The organism is Achromobacter dolens, from assembly GCF_902859745.1.
GTDB lineage: Bacteria > Pseudomonadota > Gammaproteobacteria > Burkholderiales > Burkholderiaceae_B > Achromobacter > Achromobacter dolens.
This window is the reverse complement of sequence record NZ_CADIJW010000012.1, coordinates 89,027-108,312: the sequence shown is the minus strand read 5'-3', so window position 1 is coordinate 108,312 and position 19,286 is coordinate 89,027. Positions and strand designations below refer to the sequence as shown.

The 19,286-nt window shown below is 67.9% G+C and carries 17 protein-coding genes; 3 read left to right on the top strand and 14 right to left on the bottom strand.

Annotated features, from left to right (window positions below; translation table 11 throughout):
* Window positions 1-46: 46 nt before the first annotated feature.
* From HV783_RS12025 to HV783_RS12000, 6 genes are read right to left on the bottom strand one after another with little or no spacing between them, the layout of a single operon-like run.
* The gene (locus HV783_RS12025; RefSeq protein WP_175189213.1) at window positions 47-1,048 is read right to left on the bottom strand and encodes a siderophore ABC transporter substrate-binding protein; all 1,002 of its coding nucleotides are present in this window, start codon (window positions 1,046-1,048) and stop codon (window positions 47-49) included.
* A complete protein-coding gene (locus HV783_RS12020; RefSeq protein WP_175167105.1) occupies window positions 1,045-1,821 on the bottom strand; it encodes an iron ABC transporter ATP-binding protein in 777 nt (258 codons plus the stop codon). The genes HV783_RS12025 and HV783_RS12020 overlap by 4 nt, the downstream gene beginning before the upstream one ends.
* Window positions 1,818-2,768, bottom strand: a complete 951-nt coding sequence (locus HV783_RS12015) for an iron chelate uptake ABC transporter family permease subunit (RefSeq protein ID WP_175167104.1) — start codon at window positions 2,766-2,768, stop codon at window positions 1,818-1,820. The genes HV783_RS12020 and HV783_RS12015 overlap by 4 nt, the downstream gene beginning before the upstream one ends.
* The gene (locus tag HV783_RS12010) at window positions 2,765-3,706 is read right to left on the bottom strand and encodes an ABC transporter permease (protein WP_054500742.1); all 942 of its coding nucleotides are present in this window, start codon (window positions 3,704-3,706) and stop codon (window positions 2,765-2,767) included. The genes HV783_RS12015 and HV783_RS12010 overlap by 4 nt, the downstream gene beginning before the upstream one ends.
* On the bottom strand, window positions 3,706-5,475 hold the full coding sequence (locus tag HV783_RS12005) for an ABC transporter ATP-binding protein (RefSeq protein ID WP_175189212.1): 1,770 nt from the start codon (window positions 5,473-5,475) through the stop codon (window positions 3,706-3,708). The genes HV783_RS12010 and HV783_RS12005 overlap by 1 nt, the downstream gene beginning before the upstream one ends.
* Complete coding sequence (locus HV783_RS12000) at window positions 5,469-7,268, bottom strand: ABC transporter ATP-binding protein (protein WP_175189211.1); 1,800 nt, start codon at window positions 7,266-7,268, stop codon at window positions 5,469-5,471. The genes HV783_RS12005 and HV783_RS12000 overlap by 7 nt, the downstream gene beginning before the upstream one ends.
* A gap of 138 nt (window positions 7,269-7,406) precedes the next feature.
* On the opposite strand from HV783_RS12000, the gene HV783_RS11995 reads away from it, so the two are divergent.
* Window positions 7,407-8,027: a TetR/AcrR family transcriptional regulator gene (locus HV783_RS11995; RefSeq protein ID WP_175142670.1), complete on the top strand. Its 621-nt coding sequence runs from the start codon at window positions 7,407-7,409 to the stop codon at window positions 8,025-8,027.
* Window positions 8,028-8,043: 16 nt separating this feature from the next.
* On the opposite strand, the gene HV783_RS11990 is transcribed toward HV783_RS11995, so the two are convergent.
* Window positions 8,044-8,970: a LysR family transcriptional regulator gene (locus tag HV783_RS11990; protein ID WP_054500738.1), complete on the bottom strand. Its 927-nt coding sequence runs from the start codon at window positions 8,968-8,970 to the stop codon at window positions 8,044-8,046.
* A 134-nt stretch (window positions 8,971-9,104) separates the two neighbouring features.
* Here HV783_RS11990 and HV783_RS11985 point away from each other — a divergent pair, with 134 nt between their 5' ends.
* On the top strand, window positions 9,105-9,959 hold the full coding sequence (locus HV783_RS11985) for an oxidoreductase (protein WP_054500737.1): 855 nt from the start codon (window positions 9,105-9,107) through the stop codon (window positions 9,957-9,959).
* A 28-nt stretch (window positions 9,960-9,987) separates the two neighbouring features.
* Here the strand turns inward: HV783_RS11985 and HV783_RS11980 are convergent, their stop codons facing one another.
* The 7 genes from HV783_RS11980 to HV783_RS11950 all read right to left on the bottom strand — a co-directional run bounded on the left by HV783_RS11980 (window position 9,988) and on the right by HV783_RS11950 (window position 18,229).
* Window positions 9,988-11,214 carry a diguanylate phosphodiesterase gene (locus tag HV783_RS11980; RefSeq protein ID WP_175189210.1) on the bottom strand — a complete coding sequence of 409 codons (1,227 nt, stop codon included), beginning with the start codon at window positions 11,212-11,214 and terminating at the stop codon, window positions 9,988-9,990.
* A 32-nt stretch (window positions 11,215-11,246) separates the two neighbouring features.
* Window positions 11,247-12,509 carry an MFS transporter gene (locus HV783_RS11975; protein WP_175189209.1) on the bottom strand — a complete coding sequence of 421 codons (1,263 nt, stop codon included), beginning with the start codon at window positions 12,507-12,509 and terminating at the stop codon, window positions 11,247-11,249.
* Between the two features lie 9 nt (window positions 12,510-12,518).
* Window positions 12,519-12,866 (bottom strand): DMT family protein, encoded by a 348-nt coding sequence (locus HV783_RS11970; protein WP_054500735.1) that lies wholly within the window; start codon window positions 12,864-12,866, stop codon window positions 12,519-12,521.
* A gap of 79 nt (window positions 12,867-12,945) precedes the next feature.
* The gene (locus tag HV783_RS11965) at window positions 12,946-13,650 is read right to left on the bottom strand and encodes a hypothetical protein (RefSeq protein WP_240806438.1); all 705 of its coding nucleotides are present in this window, start codon (window positions 13,648-13,650) and stop codon (window positions 12,946-12,948) included.
* 149 nt (window positions 13,651-13,799) lie between these two features.
* Complete coding sequence (locus tag HV783_RS11960; protein ID WP_054500733.1) at window positions 13,800-15,137, bottom strand: sigma-54-dependent transcriptional regulator; 1,338 nt, start codon at window positions 15,135-15,137, stop codon at window positions 13,800-13,802.
* On the bottom strand, window positions 15,122-16,498 hold the full coding sequence (locus HV783_RS11955) for a sensor histidine kinase (protein WP_437341320.1): 1,377 nt from the start codon (window positions 16,496-16,498) through the stop codon (window positions 15,122-15,124). The genes HV783_RS11960 and HV783_RS11955 overlap by 16 nt, the downstream gene beginning before the upstream one ends.
* Window positions 16,499-16,804: 306 nt before the next feature.
* A complete protein-coding gene (locus tag HV783_RS11950) occupies window positions 16,805-18,229 on the bottom strand; it encodes a cytochrome P450 (RefSeq protein ID WP_175189208.1) in 1,425 nt (474 codons plus the stop codon).
* Window positions 18,230-18,700: 471 nt separating this feature from the next.
* Here HV783_RS11950 and HV783_RS29470 point away from each other — a divergent pair, with 471 nt between their 5' ends.
* Complete coding sequence (locus tag HV783_RS29470; RefSeq protein ID WP_254603886.1) at window positions 18,701-19,273, top strand: helix-turn-helix domain-containing protein; 573 nt, start codon at window positions 18,701-18,703, stop codon at window positions 19,271-19,273.
* Window positions 19,274-19,286: the final 13 nt, after the last annotated feature.

The following is a 19,286-nucleotide window of genomic DNA, read 5'->3' as shown; positions in this document are numbered from 1 at the left end:
TCGTTAATCAATAAAACCGTTAGCGCCGAAGCGCCGGTCGACCGGGTCAGTCCCGGTAACCCTTCATCACGTCGTCGATCACGATCCGCAGCGAATTCACGCTGGCGGCCGTGACATACCAGGCCTCGGCGTCGGCAAAGACCACGCGGCCGTGCTTCCAGGCGGACGTCGCGCGCAGCAACGGGTTGCCCAGCGTCCCGGCGGTCAGCGCGGGCCGGCGTTCCATCACGGCGGTGCGATCCACCACGTAGATCACGTCGGGATTTGCCTGCTGGATGAATTCGCTGGAGATCGGCTGGCCATGCAGGCCGGCCTCCGCCATCGGACCGGCCGGCTTCACGCCTAGCGCGTCGAAGACGAATCCGTAGCGCGACTGTGGGCCGAAGGACGTGAAAGCGCCGTTGTTGTGCAGCACGATCAGCGCCTTCTCGGGGCGGTCCTGGATCAGGCGCCGGGCCTGCCGGACCTTCTCGTCCAGCCCGGCCGCCTGCTGGCGCGCCAGGTCTTCCTTGCCGAAGATCCGTCCCAGCGTCAGCAGGTGGTCCTTGACGACCTCGATGTGATTGACCTGGCTGTCGCGGTAATCCACGTCGAAATGGATCGTCGGCGCGATCTGGCTCAGTTCCTTGTAGTAGCTGGCCTGCAGGGACGTGATCAGGATCAGGTCGGGCCTGGCCGCGTGCACCCGCTCCAGGTTGGGTTGCACGATCGCGCCCGTGTCCCGCACGTGCGGCGCGTCCCGGTACCTGGCCAGGAAGTGCGGCACGAAGTCCTTGGGCATGCCGGCCACGGGCACGCCCAGCAGGTCCAGGAAGTCGACCTCGTTCATATCCAGCGCCACCACGCGCTCGGGCTGCCTGTCGATGACGGTGACGCCGAGCTTGTGCCGCACCGTGATGGCGGCATAGGCCGGCCGCGCCTCCGCGCCGGACGACGGCGACGGTTGCGCCCCATTGGGCGCTGGCGCCGTTTCCTGGCCGCAGCCCTGCACCGCGATCGCGGCGGCCACCAGCAGGGCAAACGCCCAGGTCCTGTGCTTGCCGTTCATGTCAATTCTCCCGATGGGTTGAAGTAGTTGCACAGGCGGCCGCGCGCGCCGTGCGTGATCTCGAAATCCAGCCCATACAGTTCCCGCAAGCGGTCCTCGGTCACGACCTGCGCCACCGTGCCGGCGCAATGCACGGCGCCGTCTTTCATGGCGACGACGTGGTCGGAATAACTGGCCGCGAAGTTGATGTCGTGCACCACCAGGATGACGGTGCGGCCGTGCCTGTCGCACAGGCGGCGCAGCGCCCGCATGATCTGCACGGCGTGCTTGATGTCGAGGTTGTTCAGCGGCTCGTCGAGCAGCAGGCAGTCGGTCTGCTGGGCGATGGTCATGGCCAGGAACGCCATCTGCCGCTGCCCGCCGCTCAGTTCGTCGAGATAGGCCTGGCGCAGCGGCTGCAGCGACAGGAACGCGATGGCCTCGTCGATTACGCGCCGGTCCGCAGGCGTCAGCGCCCCCCGGCTGTAGGGGAAACGGCCGAACGCGACCAGTTCCTCGACCGTCAGGCGCAGGTTGAAATCGGGAGACTGGCGCAGCGTGGCCACGCGCCGGGCGTAGTCGCCGACGCGGATGTCCGACACGTCGCGGCCTTCAATCAGTATCTCGCCCCGGGTCGGCGCCAGCAGCCGCGCAATCATCATCAACAGGGTCGTCTTGCCCGCGCCATTGGGGCCGATCAGCGAGGTCAGCCGCCCCGCCGGAAACTGCGCGCTGACGTCGGACAACACGGCGCGCGCGCCATAGTGCCTGGAAAGATGCTTGACGGTAATCATGCTGTGCCCCGCGCCCGCGCCATCAGCGCGAGGAACCACGCGCCGCACGCCAGGTTGACCAGGATGCCGACGGTGGTCCGGTAGTTGAAGAGATGCTCCACCGCCAACTGGGCCAGCAGGAACAGGCCGATCGCAATGGCGCAGCCGGCGGGCAGGGTGACCCGATGCCGGCGCGTGCGCGCCAGGGCATAGGCCATGTTGGCGACGAAGATGCCCATGAACGCCGTGGGCCCCAGCAGGCTGGTCGACACCGCGACCAGCGTGGCGATCCGCGCCAGATTCCTCCGCACCTGGCGCGGATAATCCACGCCCAGCGACATCGCCTGATCCCGCCCCAGCGACATCACGTCCAGTGTCGGAAGAGTCTTCAGGCCCGCCAGGCACACGCCCGCCACCAGCAGCCCTGACACCAGCAACTGCGCCGGCTCGATCTTGTTGAACGACGCCTGCGAAAAACCCATCAGGATCGAGAACTCGCCGGGGCTGGTCTTGAGCTGCGCGAACTGCGTGAAGGTGCCGATCACCATCGTCAGCACCAGCCCCGCCAACAACAGGAAATGGACGTTCTGCCGCCGCTGGCTGAACAGCCCGCGATGGATCAGCCACGAATAGCCCAGCATCACCGCCACGGACAGGAAGAAGTTGCCGTGCGCCCCCAACAGCACCAGGCTCTGCGCGCCCAGCCCCAGCACCAGCAGCGATTGCAGCAACAGGTAGACCGCCTCGTAGCCCATGACGGCCGGCGTCAGGATGCGATTGCCCGTCAGCGTCTGGAACACGATCGACGACCAGGCGATGGCCACGCCACCGATCAGCATGGCCGCCAGCCGCGCCAGCCGCTTGGGGATGACGTAGTCGAAATCGAAGTCGGCGCCCAGGAACAGGAACGCCAGCGCCAGGGCGATGACAAGCATCCAGGCCAGGTGCCGCGAAGCCAGGCGCGTCATCGATGTTTCCAGAAGATCAGCGCCAGGAACAGCAGGCCGCCCAACCCGCCCGCGGTCAGGCCGATGGGCACTTCGAACGGGTGGATCAGCAGGCGCCCGAGCACGTCGCATGCCAGCAGCAGCGACGCGCCGCCCAGCGCCACCACCGGCAGGGTGCGGCTCAGGCTATCGCCGTAATGCAGCGCCACCAGATTCGGCACCACCAGGCCGACGAAGGGAATCGCGCCGACCGTGATGACCGTGGCGGACACCGTCACGGCCACCAGCATCAGCCCCAGCGCCACGGTGGCGCCATAGTTCAGCCCCAGGCTCGACGCCATGCCCTCTCCCATGCCCAGCACGGTGAAACGGTGCGCATACAGATACGTCAGCGCGACGATCGGCAGGATCAGGTAGATGATCTCGTAGTTCCCCTGCACGATCCGGGAGAAATCGCCCAGCATCCACCCTTGCATACTCTGCAGGATGTTGTGACGATACGCATGGAACTCGGCCAGCGCGCTCAGCACGCCGCCGTACATCAGGCCGATCACCGGCACCAGTACGGTGTTCTTGAACTTCACCCGGCGCACGATCGCCACAAAGAGCAGGCTGGCGGCCAGGCAGAACGCCAGCGCGAAGAGCATCCGCACGGTCGCGCCGGCGCCGGGCGCCAGCGTCAGCGATACCAGGATGCCGAACTTGGCGGCATCCAGCCCGCCCGAGGTGGCGGGCTCGACGAACTTGTTGCGCACCACGTGTTGCAGGATCACCCCGCAAACCGACAGCCCCACGCCCGTCAGCACCAGCGCCGCCAGGCGCGGCAGCCGGCTCGCCGTCAGCGTCAGCCAGGCGTCGCCCGACAGCGACAACGCCTGCGACCACGCCATCTGCCTCGCGCCCACCAGCAGTGACGCGCCGCACAGCGCGACGAACACGCCGACCAGCCCCGCGCGCATCAGTCGCCCACCTCGTCCAGCGCCGCGGCGGCGATGCGCCAGCCCTTGGCGGACCGGCGCTGCGCCAGGAATCGCGCATAGCGCCACTGGCTCGCGCGCAGCGACGCGGGCGCTCCCTGCTCGACGATGCGGCCCGCTTCCAGCACCACGATCTGGTCGGCCATCGCCACCGTGGACAATTGATGGGCAATCACTACCAGCGTGCAACGACCGCGCAGCCGCGCCAGCGCCTCGGTGACGACGTTCTGATTCTGCGCATCCAGCGCCGCGGTTGCCTCGTCCACCAGCAGGATCGGCGCTGGGCGGATCAGTGCGCGGGCGATGGCGACACGCTGGCGCTCGCCCCCCGACAGGTGCGCGCCGCCCTCGCCCACCATCGTGTCCAGGCCTTGCGGCAGGCGCTCGGCGATTCCGGCCACCCCCGACTGCCGCGCGGCCTCCATGACCTCGGCGTCGCTGGCGTCCGGTTTGCCGACGCGGATGTTGTCGGCGATGCTGCCCGAAAACAGATAGTTTTCCTGGAAGATCTGGCGGATATGGCCGGCCAGGCGCGCGCTGGCGATCTGTCTCACATCCACGCCGCCCACGCTGACGCTGCCCGCGGTCACGTCGAAGAAGCGGGCGATCAGCCGCGCCAGCGTGGTCTTGCCGGAACCGGACTCGCCGATCAGGGCGACCATGCTGCCCGGCGCGATACGCAGCGTCACCCCGCGCAGCACGTCCGGTTCCTCCGGCGCATAGCGGAAGTCCACCTCGCGAAGTTCAATCGCGCCATCGCGCGGCGCCCGCGGCGTCTCGGGCTCCGGCAGCGGCCGCACCGCGAACAGCGCCGCGATGGCGTCGAGCTGGCCGCGCGCGCCGCGCAGCACTTCGCCATACCCCGCCACTTCCAGCAGCGCGTCGACGTAGCGGGCCGCCAGCACCAACGAGACAATGACCGACGCGACCGCGCCAGGCGCCAACGGGCCGCCGGCGAGATCGTTGGCCCACCACACCGCCGCCATCAGCATGGCGGCGAATGCCGCCTGCGCGGCCCAGGCATTCAGGACGGCCGCCCCCGCCGATAACCAGATCAACCGCGCGCCGGCCTGGCGCTGGCGATCGACCGCCTGCTCCAGCAAGCGCAAGCCGCCGCCGTCGCCATTGAACGCGCGCAGCACGGACTGCGCCTGGGCGAACTCCACCACGCGCTGGCTGGCCTCGGCAAAACTGCGATGGAAAGCGCCGTCCGCCCGACGCGACATAGCGGCCGTCAATGCCAGGACGCCGGCCAGCAACGGCAGCGCCAGCAGCGCGATCACACCCAGCAACCAGTGCTGCGCGAACAGCGCCACGACCAGCACCATCGGCGTCACGATTCCGGTGAGCACCGGCGTGAACACGTGCGCGGGAAGCTGCGCCACGGCCATCATGCCCTGCGTGACCACATGCCCCAGACGCGCCGTGTTCGCCGGCGTGAACCATCCCACCGGCAGCCGCGCCACGTGCTCGCCCAGACGGTGGCGGCCGCTTTGCAGGATGGCCACCCCCACGCGCACGCCCGCCCGCTCCACCTGGCGCCGCAACAGCCAGCAAACCGCCACCTCGCCCGCGAGCAGCGCCAGCCAAGGCGCCACCCGCCGCACGTCGCCGTCGAGCAGATGGATCAGCACCGGGACCAGCGAGGCGATGGCCAGCCCGCACAGCACCCCATAGGCGACAGCCATCCCGGCATAGCGCCGCAGCACGGACGCCTCATTGCCCAGCAACAACAGGAACGTCTTCAGCATGACGCCCCCGCCGGTTCCGCCGCCTTGTCATAGCCGCCCATCGACCACAGCCGGGCATAACGGCCGTCCAACGCCAGCAGCGCGTCGTGCCGGCCCTGCTCGACGATGGCCCCGTCCTCCAGGACCAGAATGCGGTCGGCGTGCATCACCGTATCCAGCCGATGGGCGATCACCATCAGCGTGCGCCCTTGCGCGAAACGCGACAGCGCCTCCTGGATCGCCACCTCGTTGCCGGCATCGGCCGCCGCCGTGGCTTCGTCGCACACCAGCACCGGCGCGTCGAGCAACACGGCGCGCGCGATGCTCACGCGCTGGCGCTCCCCGCCCGACAGTTGGGCGTCCTCGCCGACCATCGAGTCATAGCCGCGCGGCAGCGCCAGGATGCGTTCATGGATGTTGGCGGCGCGCGCAGCCGCCTCCACCTCGTGGCGGCTGGCCGCCGGCCGGCCCAGCGCGATGTTGTCATGCACGCTGGCGTGGATCAGCCGCACTTCCTGCAGCACGAACCCGACGCGCCGGTACAGTTGCCCGGTCTCGATCTGCCGCAGATCCACTCCGCCCAGTGTGATGCGCCCCGCGGTCGGATCGAAGAAGCGCAGCAGCAGCCGCGCCAGCGTCGACTTGCCCGCGCCCGAGGCGCCAACGATGGCCGTCACGGTGCCCGGCTCCAGCGTGAAGCTGATGCCCGACAACGCCTGGCGCTTTCCGTCATAGGCATAGGCCACGTTCTCGAAGCGCACCTCGTGGCCCGCCGGCGTCGCGCCGTGGCCGGGCGCCGGCGCCGCCAGCACTGGCGTCTCCAGCAATGCCAGCACGCGCTGCGCGGCGGCCGTGGCGCTGCCCAGGTCGTGCAGCAGCGTATGCAGCAGCAACACCGGCGCGCAAATGCCCGGCGCCACCAGCGCGAACGGCAACACCTCCACCGGCGCGATCCAGCCCAGGCCGACAAACAGGGCGCCGCTGGCCAGCGCCACCCCCAGCACCGTGACCGGGGCGATCATGGCGTGCGCGTGGGCCATCGCCGCCACAAGCGGTCGGGTGAAACGGCTGAAGGCCTCGGCGAGTCCGTCCACGGCCTCGTGGTAGCCGCGATGCGCCTTGCCGCTGGCGCTGAACGCCTTCACCACCGGCATCCCGCCGACGAACTCGACGGTCGCGCCGTTCAGTCGCTCGAGCCGGGTGATGAAGGTCTGCATCTCGGCGCCGCCGGCCTTCATGGCGCGGCGCAGGAACAGGAAGAACCCCGGAAACGGCAGCAACGCCGCCAGCGCCATGCGCCAGTCCAGCGCGAACAGGTAGATGACCGACAGCCCGATGGCGCCCGCCGCGCGGCCCACTGCCGTGTAGAAATGCGCGGTCAGGCTGTGCAGCGTGGCGATGTCGTCCTGCATCGCCTGCTTGACCTCGCCCGACGCCCGGCCGGTGAACCAGCCCAGCGGCGCCTGCGCCAGCCGCCGCGCCACGGCCAGGCGCAGGTGATGCGTAATGCGGTTATCGGCCAGATGCGCGGTCAGCTCGCCGGCGGACACCAGCGCCATGCCGGTGAACAGGCTGGCCACGCTGGCCCCCGCCACCCACCAGAGTGCGGCCCGCCGCGACGCCTGGGAGGCATCCACCGCATCGAGGCCCGCCAGCAGCAGTTGGGCGATGTGCGTCACGCCCGCCAGCGGCACCAACGTGAGCATGGTGCCCAGCGACGCCAGTACCGCCGCGGCGATCAGTTGCCCGCGTATCGGGGACAACACTTGCCTGAGCGGGCCAGGTCTGGCCGCGGCGACTACGGACGTGCTCATGAAATCGGACTACCCAGATGGTGGTGATAATTATTTGCATGACTATAAACTAAATCCTGAATTAGTTGCATACCAATAAACTAAATAATTGCGGGCAGGTTAAAGTGACGGATAGGCCGTCACCATCGAGGACCAGACATGAACCCGTCAGAGCGCCGCCCGGCGCGGGGCCGCCCGCCCACCATCACCCTGGAGCGGATCGCCGACGCCGGCATTGCGATGGGCTTGCCCAACCTCACCTTCGTCGGCGTCGCCGCGGCGCTGGGCGTCAGCCACATGGCGCTCTACAAGCACGTGCCGAGCCTTGAGGAGCTCAAACGCCTGATCGCCGAAGAGATCTTCAAGCGCTGGCAGATCCCGCAAGCGAGCAGCAGCGACCGTGGCGGCCTGAAGGAATACCTGACGGTGTTCACCGCGTCGGTGCGCGAGTTCGTCAAGGCGCATCCGGGCGTGACGCCTTATGTGATCCGGCGGCTGGCAGCCACGCCATCCATGATCGCCAAGATTGAGGGGCACCAGCGCCACATCGCCCACGCCTACGGCATTTCCCGGGAACAGGCGCGCATGCTGCTGGCGACCGTGGCGTTCCATTGCATGGCGGTCGCCGACACGGTGTATTCGGTGGCTGGCTTGGAACCGGTGGTCGACGCGGCGCGCGCGGCCGAGGAAGCCGAGATGGAAGCGGAACTCGATCAGGGCATGCAGGCGCTGATCATCGGTGTGCTGGCGATGCTGGAAGACGACCCGCGGCGGACTTGAGCCCGCCGGCCCCGCTCTATCGCAGCTCGTCGGGCCCCAGGAAGAACTGCCGGTTCCCTTCCAGCCGCCTGACCATGAAATCCACGAACGTCCGCACCCGCAGCGGCTGTTCGGTGCGGCGACCGTAGTACAGATAGATGCCCTCGAGATCCACCGCGTGCCGCAGCAACAGCGGCACCAGCCGGCCGGCGCGGATGTGCGGCACCGCCGTGAAACTGCCCAACTGGCCGATGGCCTCGCCCGCCAGCACTGTCTGGGCCTCGGCGTCGATGTCGTTCATGCAAAGCGCCGGCGTGATCTCGCGGTAGACCTGCTCGCCATCGACCTGGAACGCCCACGGCGCCAGCTTGCCCGTGTTGGCGTGGACAAAGCCCGTGCACCGATGTCGCGCCAGGTCATCGATATTCGTCGGCGCGCCGTGGCGCGCCAGGTAGTCGGGCGCTGCGCAGACCAGCAACTGGATCGGCACCAGCCGTCGCGCCACCGTGCCTGCCGCCGGCAGCGAGCCGCCGCGAAAGCCCACGTCGGCCCGGTCGCCGACCAGATCGGTGAGGCGATCATCGAAATGCACATCGAGCTGCACGCCGGGATATTCCCGCGCGAACGCCAGCACGTACTGCCACAGCATGCAGTGGATCAACGCCCGCGGCGCGCTGATGCGCAGCGGACCGCTGATCTCGTCGCTGGCGCGCCGCGCGTCCGCCAGCGCCGCCGACAGCAGGCCCAGGGCCGGGCTGGCGTTGTCGAGCAGCCGCCGTCCCTCTTCGGTCAGGCTCAGCTTGCGCGTGGTCCGACGCAGCAGTTGCACGCCCAGCGATTTCTCCAGTTGCATCACCGCGTGGCTCGCCGCCTGTGGCGAAATACCCTGGTCCACGGCGGCCTTGCGCAGGCTGCCGAGCATCGCGGTGCGCACGAAAATGGTCAGGGCGCGGACTTCGTTCATGGCGGATCCCCCAGCCGGTCGGAGCGGCCAATTAGCAAATAAACGTTGATTATCATTCTATTGAATAGCGTCTATTCGGAACACCCACCGCTCTCTACCATGCGTTCACCCCTTCCCCCTGATTGGAGAAACGCATGAACACCCCGACGGATTTCAAGAAAGTCTGGTTCATCACCGGCGCCTCGCGCGGCTTGGGCGCGCTGATCGCCGAAGCCGCCCTGGCCGACGGCAACGCCGTGGTCGCCGCCGGCCGCAACCCCGCCGCCATCACGGAACGCCTGGGCCAGGCGCCCGGCCTGCGGGCGGTCGCGCTGGACGTGACCCGCCCCGAACAGGCGCAGGCCGCGGTCGCCGCCGCGCTGCAGGCCTTCGGCCGCATCGACGTGCTCGTCAACAACGCCGGCTTCGGCCTGTTGGGCGCGGTGGAAGAATCGAGCGACGCCGACGTGCGCCGCATGTATGACACCAACGTCTTCGGCCTGCTCAACGTGACCCGCGCGGCGCTGCCCGCCATGCGCGAGCGCCGCGCCGGCCACGTCATCAATATCTCGTCAATCGGCGGCTTCCGCTCGGGGGCCGGCTTCGGCGCTTACTGCTCGACCAAATTCGCCGTGGAGGGACTGACCGAGGCCTTGCATGACGAGCTCGCGCCGCTGGGCATCCACGCCACCGTGGTCGAGCCCGGCTATTTCCGCACCGACTTCCTGGACGCCACATCGCTGGTCGTGGCCCCGGGCGAGATCGCCGACTATGCGGCCACGTCAGGCCAGGTGCGCAGGAGAGCCGTCGATCTGAACCACCAGCAGCCTGGCGATCCCGTCCGGCTCGCCGCGGCCATGGTCGAACTGGCCAACGCCGCCGAACCGCCGCTGCGCCTGCCGCTGGGCAGCGACACCCTGGCCGCCATCGCCGAGAAGCTGGCCTACGTTGCCCGCGAAACCGAGACCTGGCAGGCCCTGGCGCGCTCGACGGACTTCGCCGCGGTGTGAGGCATTGGCGTGCAGGCCGCCACTCCCCTCAGGCGACCTGGCTCGGGGCAACCCGTTCAGGCCACCTGATTTCGGGCTGACAATTCAGCGCGGGCCTGGCGAACAGGTAGCCTTGGAAGCGCTTCAAGCCGGCCGCCTCGAGCCAGCACCATTCCTCTATTCGTTCCACCCCCTCGGCCACGGGCATGATGCCCATGGCCGTGCACGCCTCGAGAATCGCGCGCACGATCGCCTGCCGAGGGCCGTCCGAATGGATATTCTGGATGAGCTTGCGGTCGATCTTGAGCTTGTCGGGCTGGAATTCGGCCAGCAGGGACAGGCCGGCAAAGCCCGCGCCAAAATCGTCAATCGCCACGCCGATCCCGGCTCTGCGCAAACGTTCGATGGCAGCGCCGAAATCCCCCTGGTTGGCGACGGCCTCCTGCTCGGTAACCTCGACGATCACCTGTTGGGGCGACAGGCCGCATGCGGCGATCTGGTCAAGCAGATGGTCCACCGCCGCGGGATCCGCAACCAACGACATGGGCAGCAGATTCACCGACAGCTTGACGTCTTCCAGGCGCAGGCGACGCGCCAATCGGAACGCGGACGCTTTGGACTCCAGGTCCATCCGGTAGCGCTGGACGGGGGGAACGCTGGAGAACAACTGTTCGGGCGATCCGCCGGTTCCGCTGCGGATCAGGAACTCGAAGGAAGTAACCGTTCGACGCATGGGCTCGACAATCGGCTGCAAGGCAAACTGATACGCCTGCTCCGCCAGCAAGCCCTGCCCGGGCGCGGCCTCGCCCTCCGTCACGAATCGCCAGTTGCGCGCGCTTTCCCCTTCAACGATATGGCTTGTGCCGCGCGCAAGCGCATACCACGAGAGAATCTTGATGACCCGGTCGTCGCTGGCCGCCAACCTGGCTTTCCGCTTCATTTTCTCGAGAATCAGCGCTGCCACCCGCTTCGAGTCGAGTTCACGCAGATCGACCATCGCCATCTGGTCGCCCTCGAAGCGACGAAATGGCCCCTGGTCGCGCAGGAGATGCACGACATTCGCGTGCCGCTCGTCCCGCTGGATGGCCTCGAACAGCACCGCCAATTCCCGTGCGCCCCCCTCCAGCAACTGAACAAAGTGAACCCCGTCAAAAAGCAGTATCCCCGTGACGTTCAACGACGCATTGCGCGCTCGGGCTTTGCGGACGAGAACGCCGAGCGCATCGGCATCCAAGGGTTCGCAGACTCGGCTGCGGTAGATCAATGTCGATAGCATGGCGTACTCTCCCGCCCCAGGGACCAGCATGTTCAATATGAAGAGTGTACGTCGGGGACTCGTCCTGCCCTGGCGGATCGGGCGTCCCCGCATTCGGCCCGATGCGTCACGATCAGTCCCAACGATACGGCCGCGACCACGCTCAGCGCAATGAACGCCGGCCCATAGCCAAAGCGCTGCGCCACCCAGCCGGCCAATGCCGGGCTGAGCGCCGCGCCGACGCCCTGGACGGCCATGACGGCGCCCAACCCGGCATTGACATGTCCGCTCCCGCGCAGGATCGATGCCACCAGGCCGGGCAGCGCCACGCCCACCAGGCCCGCGGCGACGCCATCCATCATCTGCACCGGCACCAGGGCGCAGGTCGGCGGCAACGTGGCGGCCAGCAATCCCCGCACGGGCAGGACAGCGCAGGCCAGCGTCAGAATCCGCCAATAGCCGTACCGACGGGCGTAGCGCCCCGCCAGCAACGCTACCGGGATCATCACCAGTTGCGCCACGATGATGGTCAACGCCGTGTAGGCGCTGGGATCGGCCTCCCCACGCGAGGTGGCGGCCTGCCCCAGCAGCGGCAGCATGGCCGCGTTGCCGAGATGGAACAGCATCATGACGAGCGCCAGCAGGCGCAGCGCCTTCGAGCGCGACAGCACCTGCCAGATCGTCGGCACTTGTGCCTGGGATGCCTGGGGCCGCGCGCTCGGCGCCGCGCCGCGAGCGACCTCATGATCGATCGCGGACGGCCGGATGCGGGCCAGGCAGAGAAACGCGCCACACGGCACGATCATCATCAATACGAAGACGGCGGACAGCCCCCAGCGGTAGCCCGCCAGGCCGGCCAGTGCCGCGGCCACCACGTTTCCCGCATGATTCCAGGCCTCGTTCAAGCCAAGCTGCCGCGGCAGGCCGCGCGGGCCGACCAGACCCAGCGTGAGCCCCATGATGGCAGGCGCAAACAGCGCGCCGATGATGGCGGCCAGGACCTGCGTCGCGGCCGCGACACTGGCGACGGGCATCGCCCACAGCGCCACGTTGCAGGCGATCAGCGCCAAGGTGGCGCCGGCGAGCAAGCCGCGCTTGCGGCGGGACGCGTCCACCCACGCGCCCATCGGCGTCGTGGCCAGCATGCCCGCCAGACCGGCCGCCGTCATCAGGTAACCGATGGCATCGGCTTGCCAGCCATGGCCCAGCAGGAAAACGCCCAGGAACGGGCCCAGGCCGTCACGCACATCAGCCAGGAAGAAATTGACGCCGGCGAGCCAGCGCCGCGGGTCGTTATCCGCTTTCGGAATCGACATGATCGCGTCCTAAGGCAACGGGCCCTTGAAAACGAAGAACGCGCCCAGTCCGATGCAGCCGAAGCCGACCAGGTGATTGAGCGTCAGCCGTTCACCAAGGTAGAACACCGAGAACACGGCGAACACCGTCAACGTGATGACTTCCTGCATGGTCTTGAGTTCGGCGGCGCTGTAGACGGCGTGTCCGATGCGGTTCGCCGGCACCGCGAAGCAGTATTCGGCGAAGGCGATCAGCCAACTGGCCAGGACGACGACATACAGCGGACGCTCGCCGAACTTGAGGTGCCCATACCAGGCGAACGTCATGAACACGTTGGAGACCAGCAACAGCGCGACGGGCAAGAATTTGGGGGACATCTTCAGGGTTCTCGGGCGGATGACGGAGAAGCCGCCGGCGATCGGCGCAGCGGTTCGGTCCGAATGGGCGCGACGGCGGTCAGGGAGCGCGGTCGTACAGGGGTTGCAGCGCCGACAGGCTGGTGCCCATGCGGATCGCCTCCAGCGACGTGCCCAGGGCGTTGCGCGTCCCCAGGCCATCGGCGGCGAAGGAGGCTCCGGGCAGCACCGATAGACGCAGGCTTTCCGGCGGGAAGCGGACGATGCTGCCATCGGTCAGGATGACGCCGTTGGCTTCACCGCGCGGGCCGGTCAGCACGGTATCGACCTGGCCTTCGACCCGCTGCGGCCGCAACGCCTGCGCGCGCAGGTGCGGCGGCAGCGGCCGTCCCGTATCCGGCGCCGGCGGCTGGTCGTAGACGGTCTGGCCGCTGGTGGTGTTGACGATGGCATCGGCCTTGACGTTGCCGCGCGATTGCGGGCGGCCGATGATGCGAACGGCGTCGCCAGGTTTGACGGCGGCGCTGAGCGCCTGGGACAGATGCGGCGGGAACCGCGCCACGGTGCCATCGACCAGCCGGAGGCCGTCGACCTCGCCATAAGGGTTCATCAGCAGGCGCTGGACTTGTCCCTGCGCCACCGTCGACGCGGCGGCGTCGGGCGCGGGCGGCGGCATCGCGCCAAGGGGCGGCGGCGTCGCGCCAGCAGGCGTTGGCGTCGCGCCCGCAGGCGGCGGCGCGGCGCAGGCCATGCCCGCGACAACGGCCGCGGCGAGGGCGAAAAGGGCGAATGCGGATCGAGACATGATGGACTCCTTGCACCGGCAGTGAACACACCGGTTTCCATGCAAACCGTGTGCCAACAAGGAGTTCCCTGCAAATCAATGAGTTGCGCCGCCCGACGGCCCCGCGGCGTCCGATCCTGTGACACCACGGCGTCACAGGGCCGGACACCTCATTCCAGGCCGTGCTCGGCCAACTTTCGGTAGAGCTGCTGGCGCGACAGGCCGAGCCGGCGCGCGGCCTCGGCGCGATTGCCGGCCGTGGCCGCCAAGGCGCGTCGGATCATGGCGCGCTCCAGTGCCGCCACCGCGTCAGCCAGCGGGCCATCCAGGGCGATACCGCCCTGGGCCTCCTGCGTGGCGTGCAAGGATGGCAGGCCGATATGCTCGGGGCCGATGGTGGTGCCGCGGCAAAGCACCGCCGCGCGCTCCATGGCATTGCGCAGTTCGCGCACGTTGCCGGGCCAGGCATGCGCCAGCAGCCGCTGCGCGGCCGCGCTGGAAAGGCGCTTGGGCGAGCCTGCGCCGATACGCCTCAGGAAATGCTCGGCCAGCAGCACCACATCGCCCAACCGCTCGCGCAGCGGCGGCAACGCGATCGGCACCACCTGCAGCCGATACCAGAGATCCTCGCGGAACCGCCCCGCCGCGACCGCCGCCGGCAGATCGCGGTGGGTCGCGGCGACGATACGCACGTTCACGGGCACGACACGCGCCCCCCCGATGGGGGTGATTTCCCGTTCCTGCAACACGCGCAGGATCTTGGCCTGCGTCGCCAGCGGCATATCGCCGATCTCATCGAGAAACAGCGTGCCGCCCTCGGCCTCGCGAAAACGTCCAGCGCGATCGCTGATGGCGCCGGTAAACGCCCCTTTGAGGTGGCCGAACAGCTCGCTTTCCATGAGTTCGTCTGGAATGGCGGCGCAATTGACGGCGACGAAAGGCCGCGCCGCCCGCGCGCTGCTGCGATGCAGCGCGCGGGCCACCAGCTCCTTGCCCGTGCCCGTTTCGCCCAGGATCAGCACCGTGGCATCGCCGCGCGCCGCCATGCCGATGCGCTTGAAGACCTCGCGCATGGCGGCGCTGCCGCTGACCAGCTCGAAGTCGTCGACCGGCGCGGCGTCGGCGCTGGCAGCGTCATCGCCGGCCGCCGCCACGCTGCTCAACGCCCGATCCAGCGTCTCCACCAGGGCGGCCCGCGCCACCGGCTTGGTCAGGTGGTCGAATGCCCCCAGGCGCATGGCGTCGATCGTGTTGGCGCCGCTCGCATAGGCGGTCAGCATGATGCAGGGGACCGGCGACAGCTCGGACGCCTTGTGCAGGAACGCCAACCCGTCATCGCCCGGCATGCGCAGATCGACGATGGCCAGATCCACGGCCTCGGTGCGCAGGCGGTTCAGGCCCGCGAGGGTCGACGAGGCCTGCAACACCGTATGCCCCAGGTCTTGCAGCGTCTCGGTCAGGCTGTCGCGAAACGCCGCGTCGTCGTCGACGATCAGGATGCGGGCCATGGCAGCTCCATCTCAATGCGGGCGCCCCGCGCGGTCCCCGCCAACCGGACCTGCCCGCCGTGCGCCTGGACGATTTCCCGCACCAGGGCAAGCCCCAGGCCGGATCCGCCCGCGCGGGCCGTGGCGAACGGCTCGAACAGGGTTTCGCGCAATGCTTCCGGCACGCCGGCGCCATCATCGGCGACCCACAACAACAAGGCGCCGCGCGGACTGCGGCCGGCGCCAAGCTCGATGCTCCCCCCGTCGCCCGTGTGCGCCAGCGCGTTCAGCAGCAGGTTGTCGAACGCCCGCGCCATCTGCGCCGGATCGAACCACGCGCGCGCGCCGGATACGTCACGGGCCACCGTCGTCAGCCGGATGCCGGATTTCTGCGCCATCGCCGCATGCGTCTGCGCCCGCTCCTTCAGGAAGGCGGTCAGATCAAGCACCTGGCGCTCGACGCGAAACGGCTGAGTCAGGGCCAGCAGGCTGGCCACCAGCGATTCGAGGCGCTCGGTCTGTGCCAGCACCGCCTCGAGGGCGCCAGCCACGCGCGCCTCCCGGACCGGCCCGGGCGCCGCCAGCGCGTTCTCGACTTTCATGCGCATGGTGCCGAGGGGGTTGCGGATCTCGTGGGCCAGGCCCGCGGACATGCGCCCCAATGTGGCGAGCCGTTCGGCCTGCTGCAGTTGGCGCTGCATGTCGTCGGATTGTCGGCGCCAGCGAACGAAAGTGCGGCCGAGCCAGAGGCCCGATACCACGACCATGCCCAGCAACAGGCTGACCGCCAGGATCAGCGCATTGATCACGTCGCCGCCGATCAGCGGCACGCGCGTCAGGGTCCAGGCGGCGAGCGGGTCATTCGGCGTGTCGGCGGGACAGGCGGCGAAGACCACGGCTTCACGCAGGCCGGGACGCATGTCGGTCACCAGCTCGGCCGCATCCAGCGCGCGCTGCGCCGTGGCGCCGATGCGCTCCAGCTCCGCGCTGGGCGGGTCACGCTTGATGCCGGTGCCGTCATAGGTGGGAAAGGCATAGGCGACCACCCCGGCGCCCGGCCGCCAGAAGCCGCCTTCCACACCGGGGCGGTCCCGCAAGGCCAGATCGAGGATGGCCTGGGCGCCCGGCAGGCCGGACGCCTCTGCTTGCGGGCTGGCCGCGCCGAACTGTTGCAGGCGCCCCGCGCCAGCGCGCAAGGCCTCGCAACTGACCGCCGCCAGGTCGCGCGCACGAGCGACCTGGGAACTGGCGCCCTGGCGGCTGAGTGTCACCAGCAGGCCCGCCAGCACCAGCGCGACGATGGCGATCGAGAACCAGAGGATCGCCAGGTCCCGACGAATCGATTTCTGCGGTGACAGGATGGCGCTCCTTCGCGTGAACAGCCGCAAGAATACCCGATCGGCCGCGCACTTCCCCAAAGAAGGAACGGTCGGCGGGCCTACCAAGGCGCCTGCCCCGCGCCTTTCGGCTCGAAGGCGGCAAAACCATGCCTGCGAAACCAAAATGGCGATACGGCAGTTGTACGCCGGCGCCGCCGTGTCCGCGCCGCTGCCTATAAATATAAGCGCCCGCGCATGGTCGTGCCACCGACGCGCACGCGAGGTTCCTCCCCTTCAGCGGTAAAGGTTCATTGCCCAGGGCGATCCCTCGGCCCCATCCGGTCGGCGCGCAATCAGCACCTTCGCCGGCTAGTCGGTATGGGCGTTGATCTGGCGAATGGCCAAGTGCATGGGTTGGTCCGGCCGTAGGGTCACGTTGAGTACGGGACGTGGCGGCGCGGCGCCGCTTGGCACCGACAGCTCCAAGCGAAGCAAAAGTATGGAGGCAAGCACCGTCATTTCAGCCATTGCCAGGTGCTGCCCAAGACATACCCGTGGTCCCGCGCCAAAAGGAAGGTAGGCGCCGCGGGGCGGATCCGGGGCATCGTGGGCGAAACGCTCGGGCCGGAACGCTTCCGGCTCGGGAAACCATCTTGGGTCATGATGCAGGGAATGCACGGGGATCATGAAAAGCGTACGGGCGGGAAATATCCAGTTGCCCAGCTCAATGGCGCGTGTCGCGCGGCGGCTCATGAGCAGTGGCGCCACCGGGTAGAGCCTCATCGCCTCCTTGATCGTCTGGACCAGATAGCTGGCTTCCCGACATGCCTCGACGCTGGGCGCATTGCCTTGCAGCACACGCCGCAGCTCGTCCCGCGCCAAGCCCTGCGCCTCGGGATTGGATGCCATACACCATGCCCACCACACCAATGTCGCCGCTGTCGTTTCGTGGCCCGCGAGAAACGTGGTCATGCACTCATCGCGCACATTCTGAAGAGATAGCTCCGATTCATCTTCACGCGATTGCAACAGTCGGGTCAGCAGGTCATCGGGCCAGGCCGCGGGCGCCATCATCAAGCGACGCTGTATATGCCGATCGATCATGTTCTTCAGCGTCTTCAGCGCGCGCCGTTTCTTTCCCTTCCAAGGCATCCAGTCCGGCATGCTGATCGGCCAATAGAACTCGGCATTGGTGGATTCGCTCGTCACGCGTATTGCGCGCTCGATAGCGCGCACATCGTCGCCAATGCTGCTTGAGAACGCCAACCGGAGTATCACGTCCATGGCCAAGGTCGTGAGCGCTCTCTCAATAGGCCAATTGGGGTGGTCTGCCGGCCACTGCTCGAATGCGCTGCTTGCGGCGTTGACAATGATCGGGGAAAGGCGCTGCACGGCCTTGGGAGAAAAACTGGGAAGCAGCGCGTGGCGGCGAGCGCGCCAAGTCTCTCCTTCCGCGGTCAGTACGCTATGGCCATGTACTTGCGAAAACACGCGGACGCCGCGCTCCCAGCGGATCAAGGCATCATGATGACTGACCAGAAGCTCTCGCGCCAGGAGGGGATCGGTGACAACCACATCATGCTCCGGCCAGATACGAAGGTGCACGACGTCACCGTACGCATTGCGCCACGCCGCCAAAGAACCCGGCAAGTCCCGTGCCATGGCTCTCAGCAGCTTCCAGCCAGTCAGACCGGCCTCCGGACCAGGAGGCCATTTCCCCGCAGAGCCGGCTGCGGGAGCTGTCGTTGGCACGTTGCGACGGATCGGGCATCGAGGTTCTGGTGACGCACTCATTGTGTCAAGATTCCTGGTGGTTATTGACCCGATTCTCGGCCAGACGCCACGATTTCTCTTGAACGCAAACGACATCGACAGTCGCACCCCGCACATCTATACTGCGCGCTCATGGATCTGACGCCAGCCTGCTTGCCTTGCCCTGACCCACTGAGCCGCGCGCCGTTGGCGACGCGCGGCGCCTGTCTCCCGCACAGCCGCCTTCATGTCGCCCCGCCAGGCTTGCAAGGAGCAGTCGCCGCGATCCTATGGCGCGATACACGCGGGGCCGGTCTGAGCGACGCACAACGTCTAACGCACCTTCCCGCCTCCCCCCTGGTGAGCCTGACGTGGTTTCAAGACGTCAAGGCGGGTCGAATCGCACAAACAGAGAGCGGACCCAGGTGGCGGCCGCTCGAATCCCCGATCGTCTTGTCGGGCAGCCATTCGACCCCCACCGCCAGTTGGGCGCCGGACGGCGGTCGCACCGCAATGATCTGCCTGGACGCGGGCGCGGCACAAGCATTGTTCCAAATCGACCTGTCCGTCATTCAGGACGCGATCGTCGATGCTCGCGATTTGCTTGATAGCTCATGGCATGCGCCACTCGAATCGATACTGGCAGCAGACAGCGAAGCGGCCGCGCTCGCCGCGATTCGGCGTCATATCGCGCCACGCTGGCGTTCATCCGGCCATTCTGGCTCGGTGCTTCCCTCGCTTCGCGGCGCTGGACGTCAGTGGGTCACGCGGCTCTCCTGGCTCGCTTACGAATGGCGGCGATCGCACAGTCCGCGTCACGTGGAGCGGCGTATCAAGGCATACAGCGGCCGCTCCCTGCGAGAATGGCAATCCCTCGTCAAGACCGAAGGCTTGTTCTTTAATGCCCGCGCAAAGTTCGAAGCCGACGGCTCTCTGGATTGGGCCGCGATCGCCCACGACGAAGGCTTTGCTGACCAAGCCCATTTGAGCCGCGCGGTGAAGCGCATCACGGGTTTTTCGCCGTGCGAATTCGCGCGACGATTCGCGGAGGATGAGTCTTTCTGGGTGTATCGACTATGGGCTTGATCGATGCCGGTCA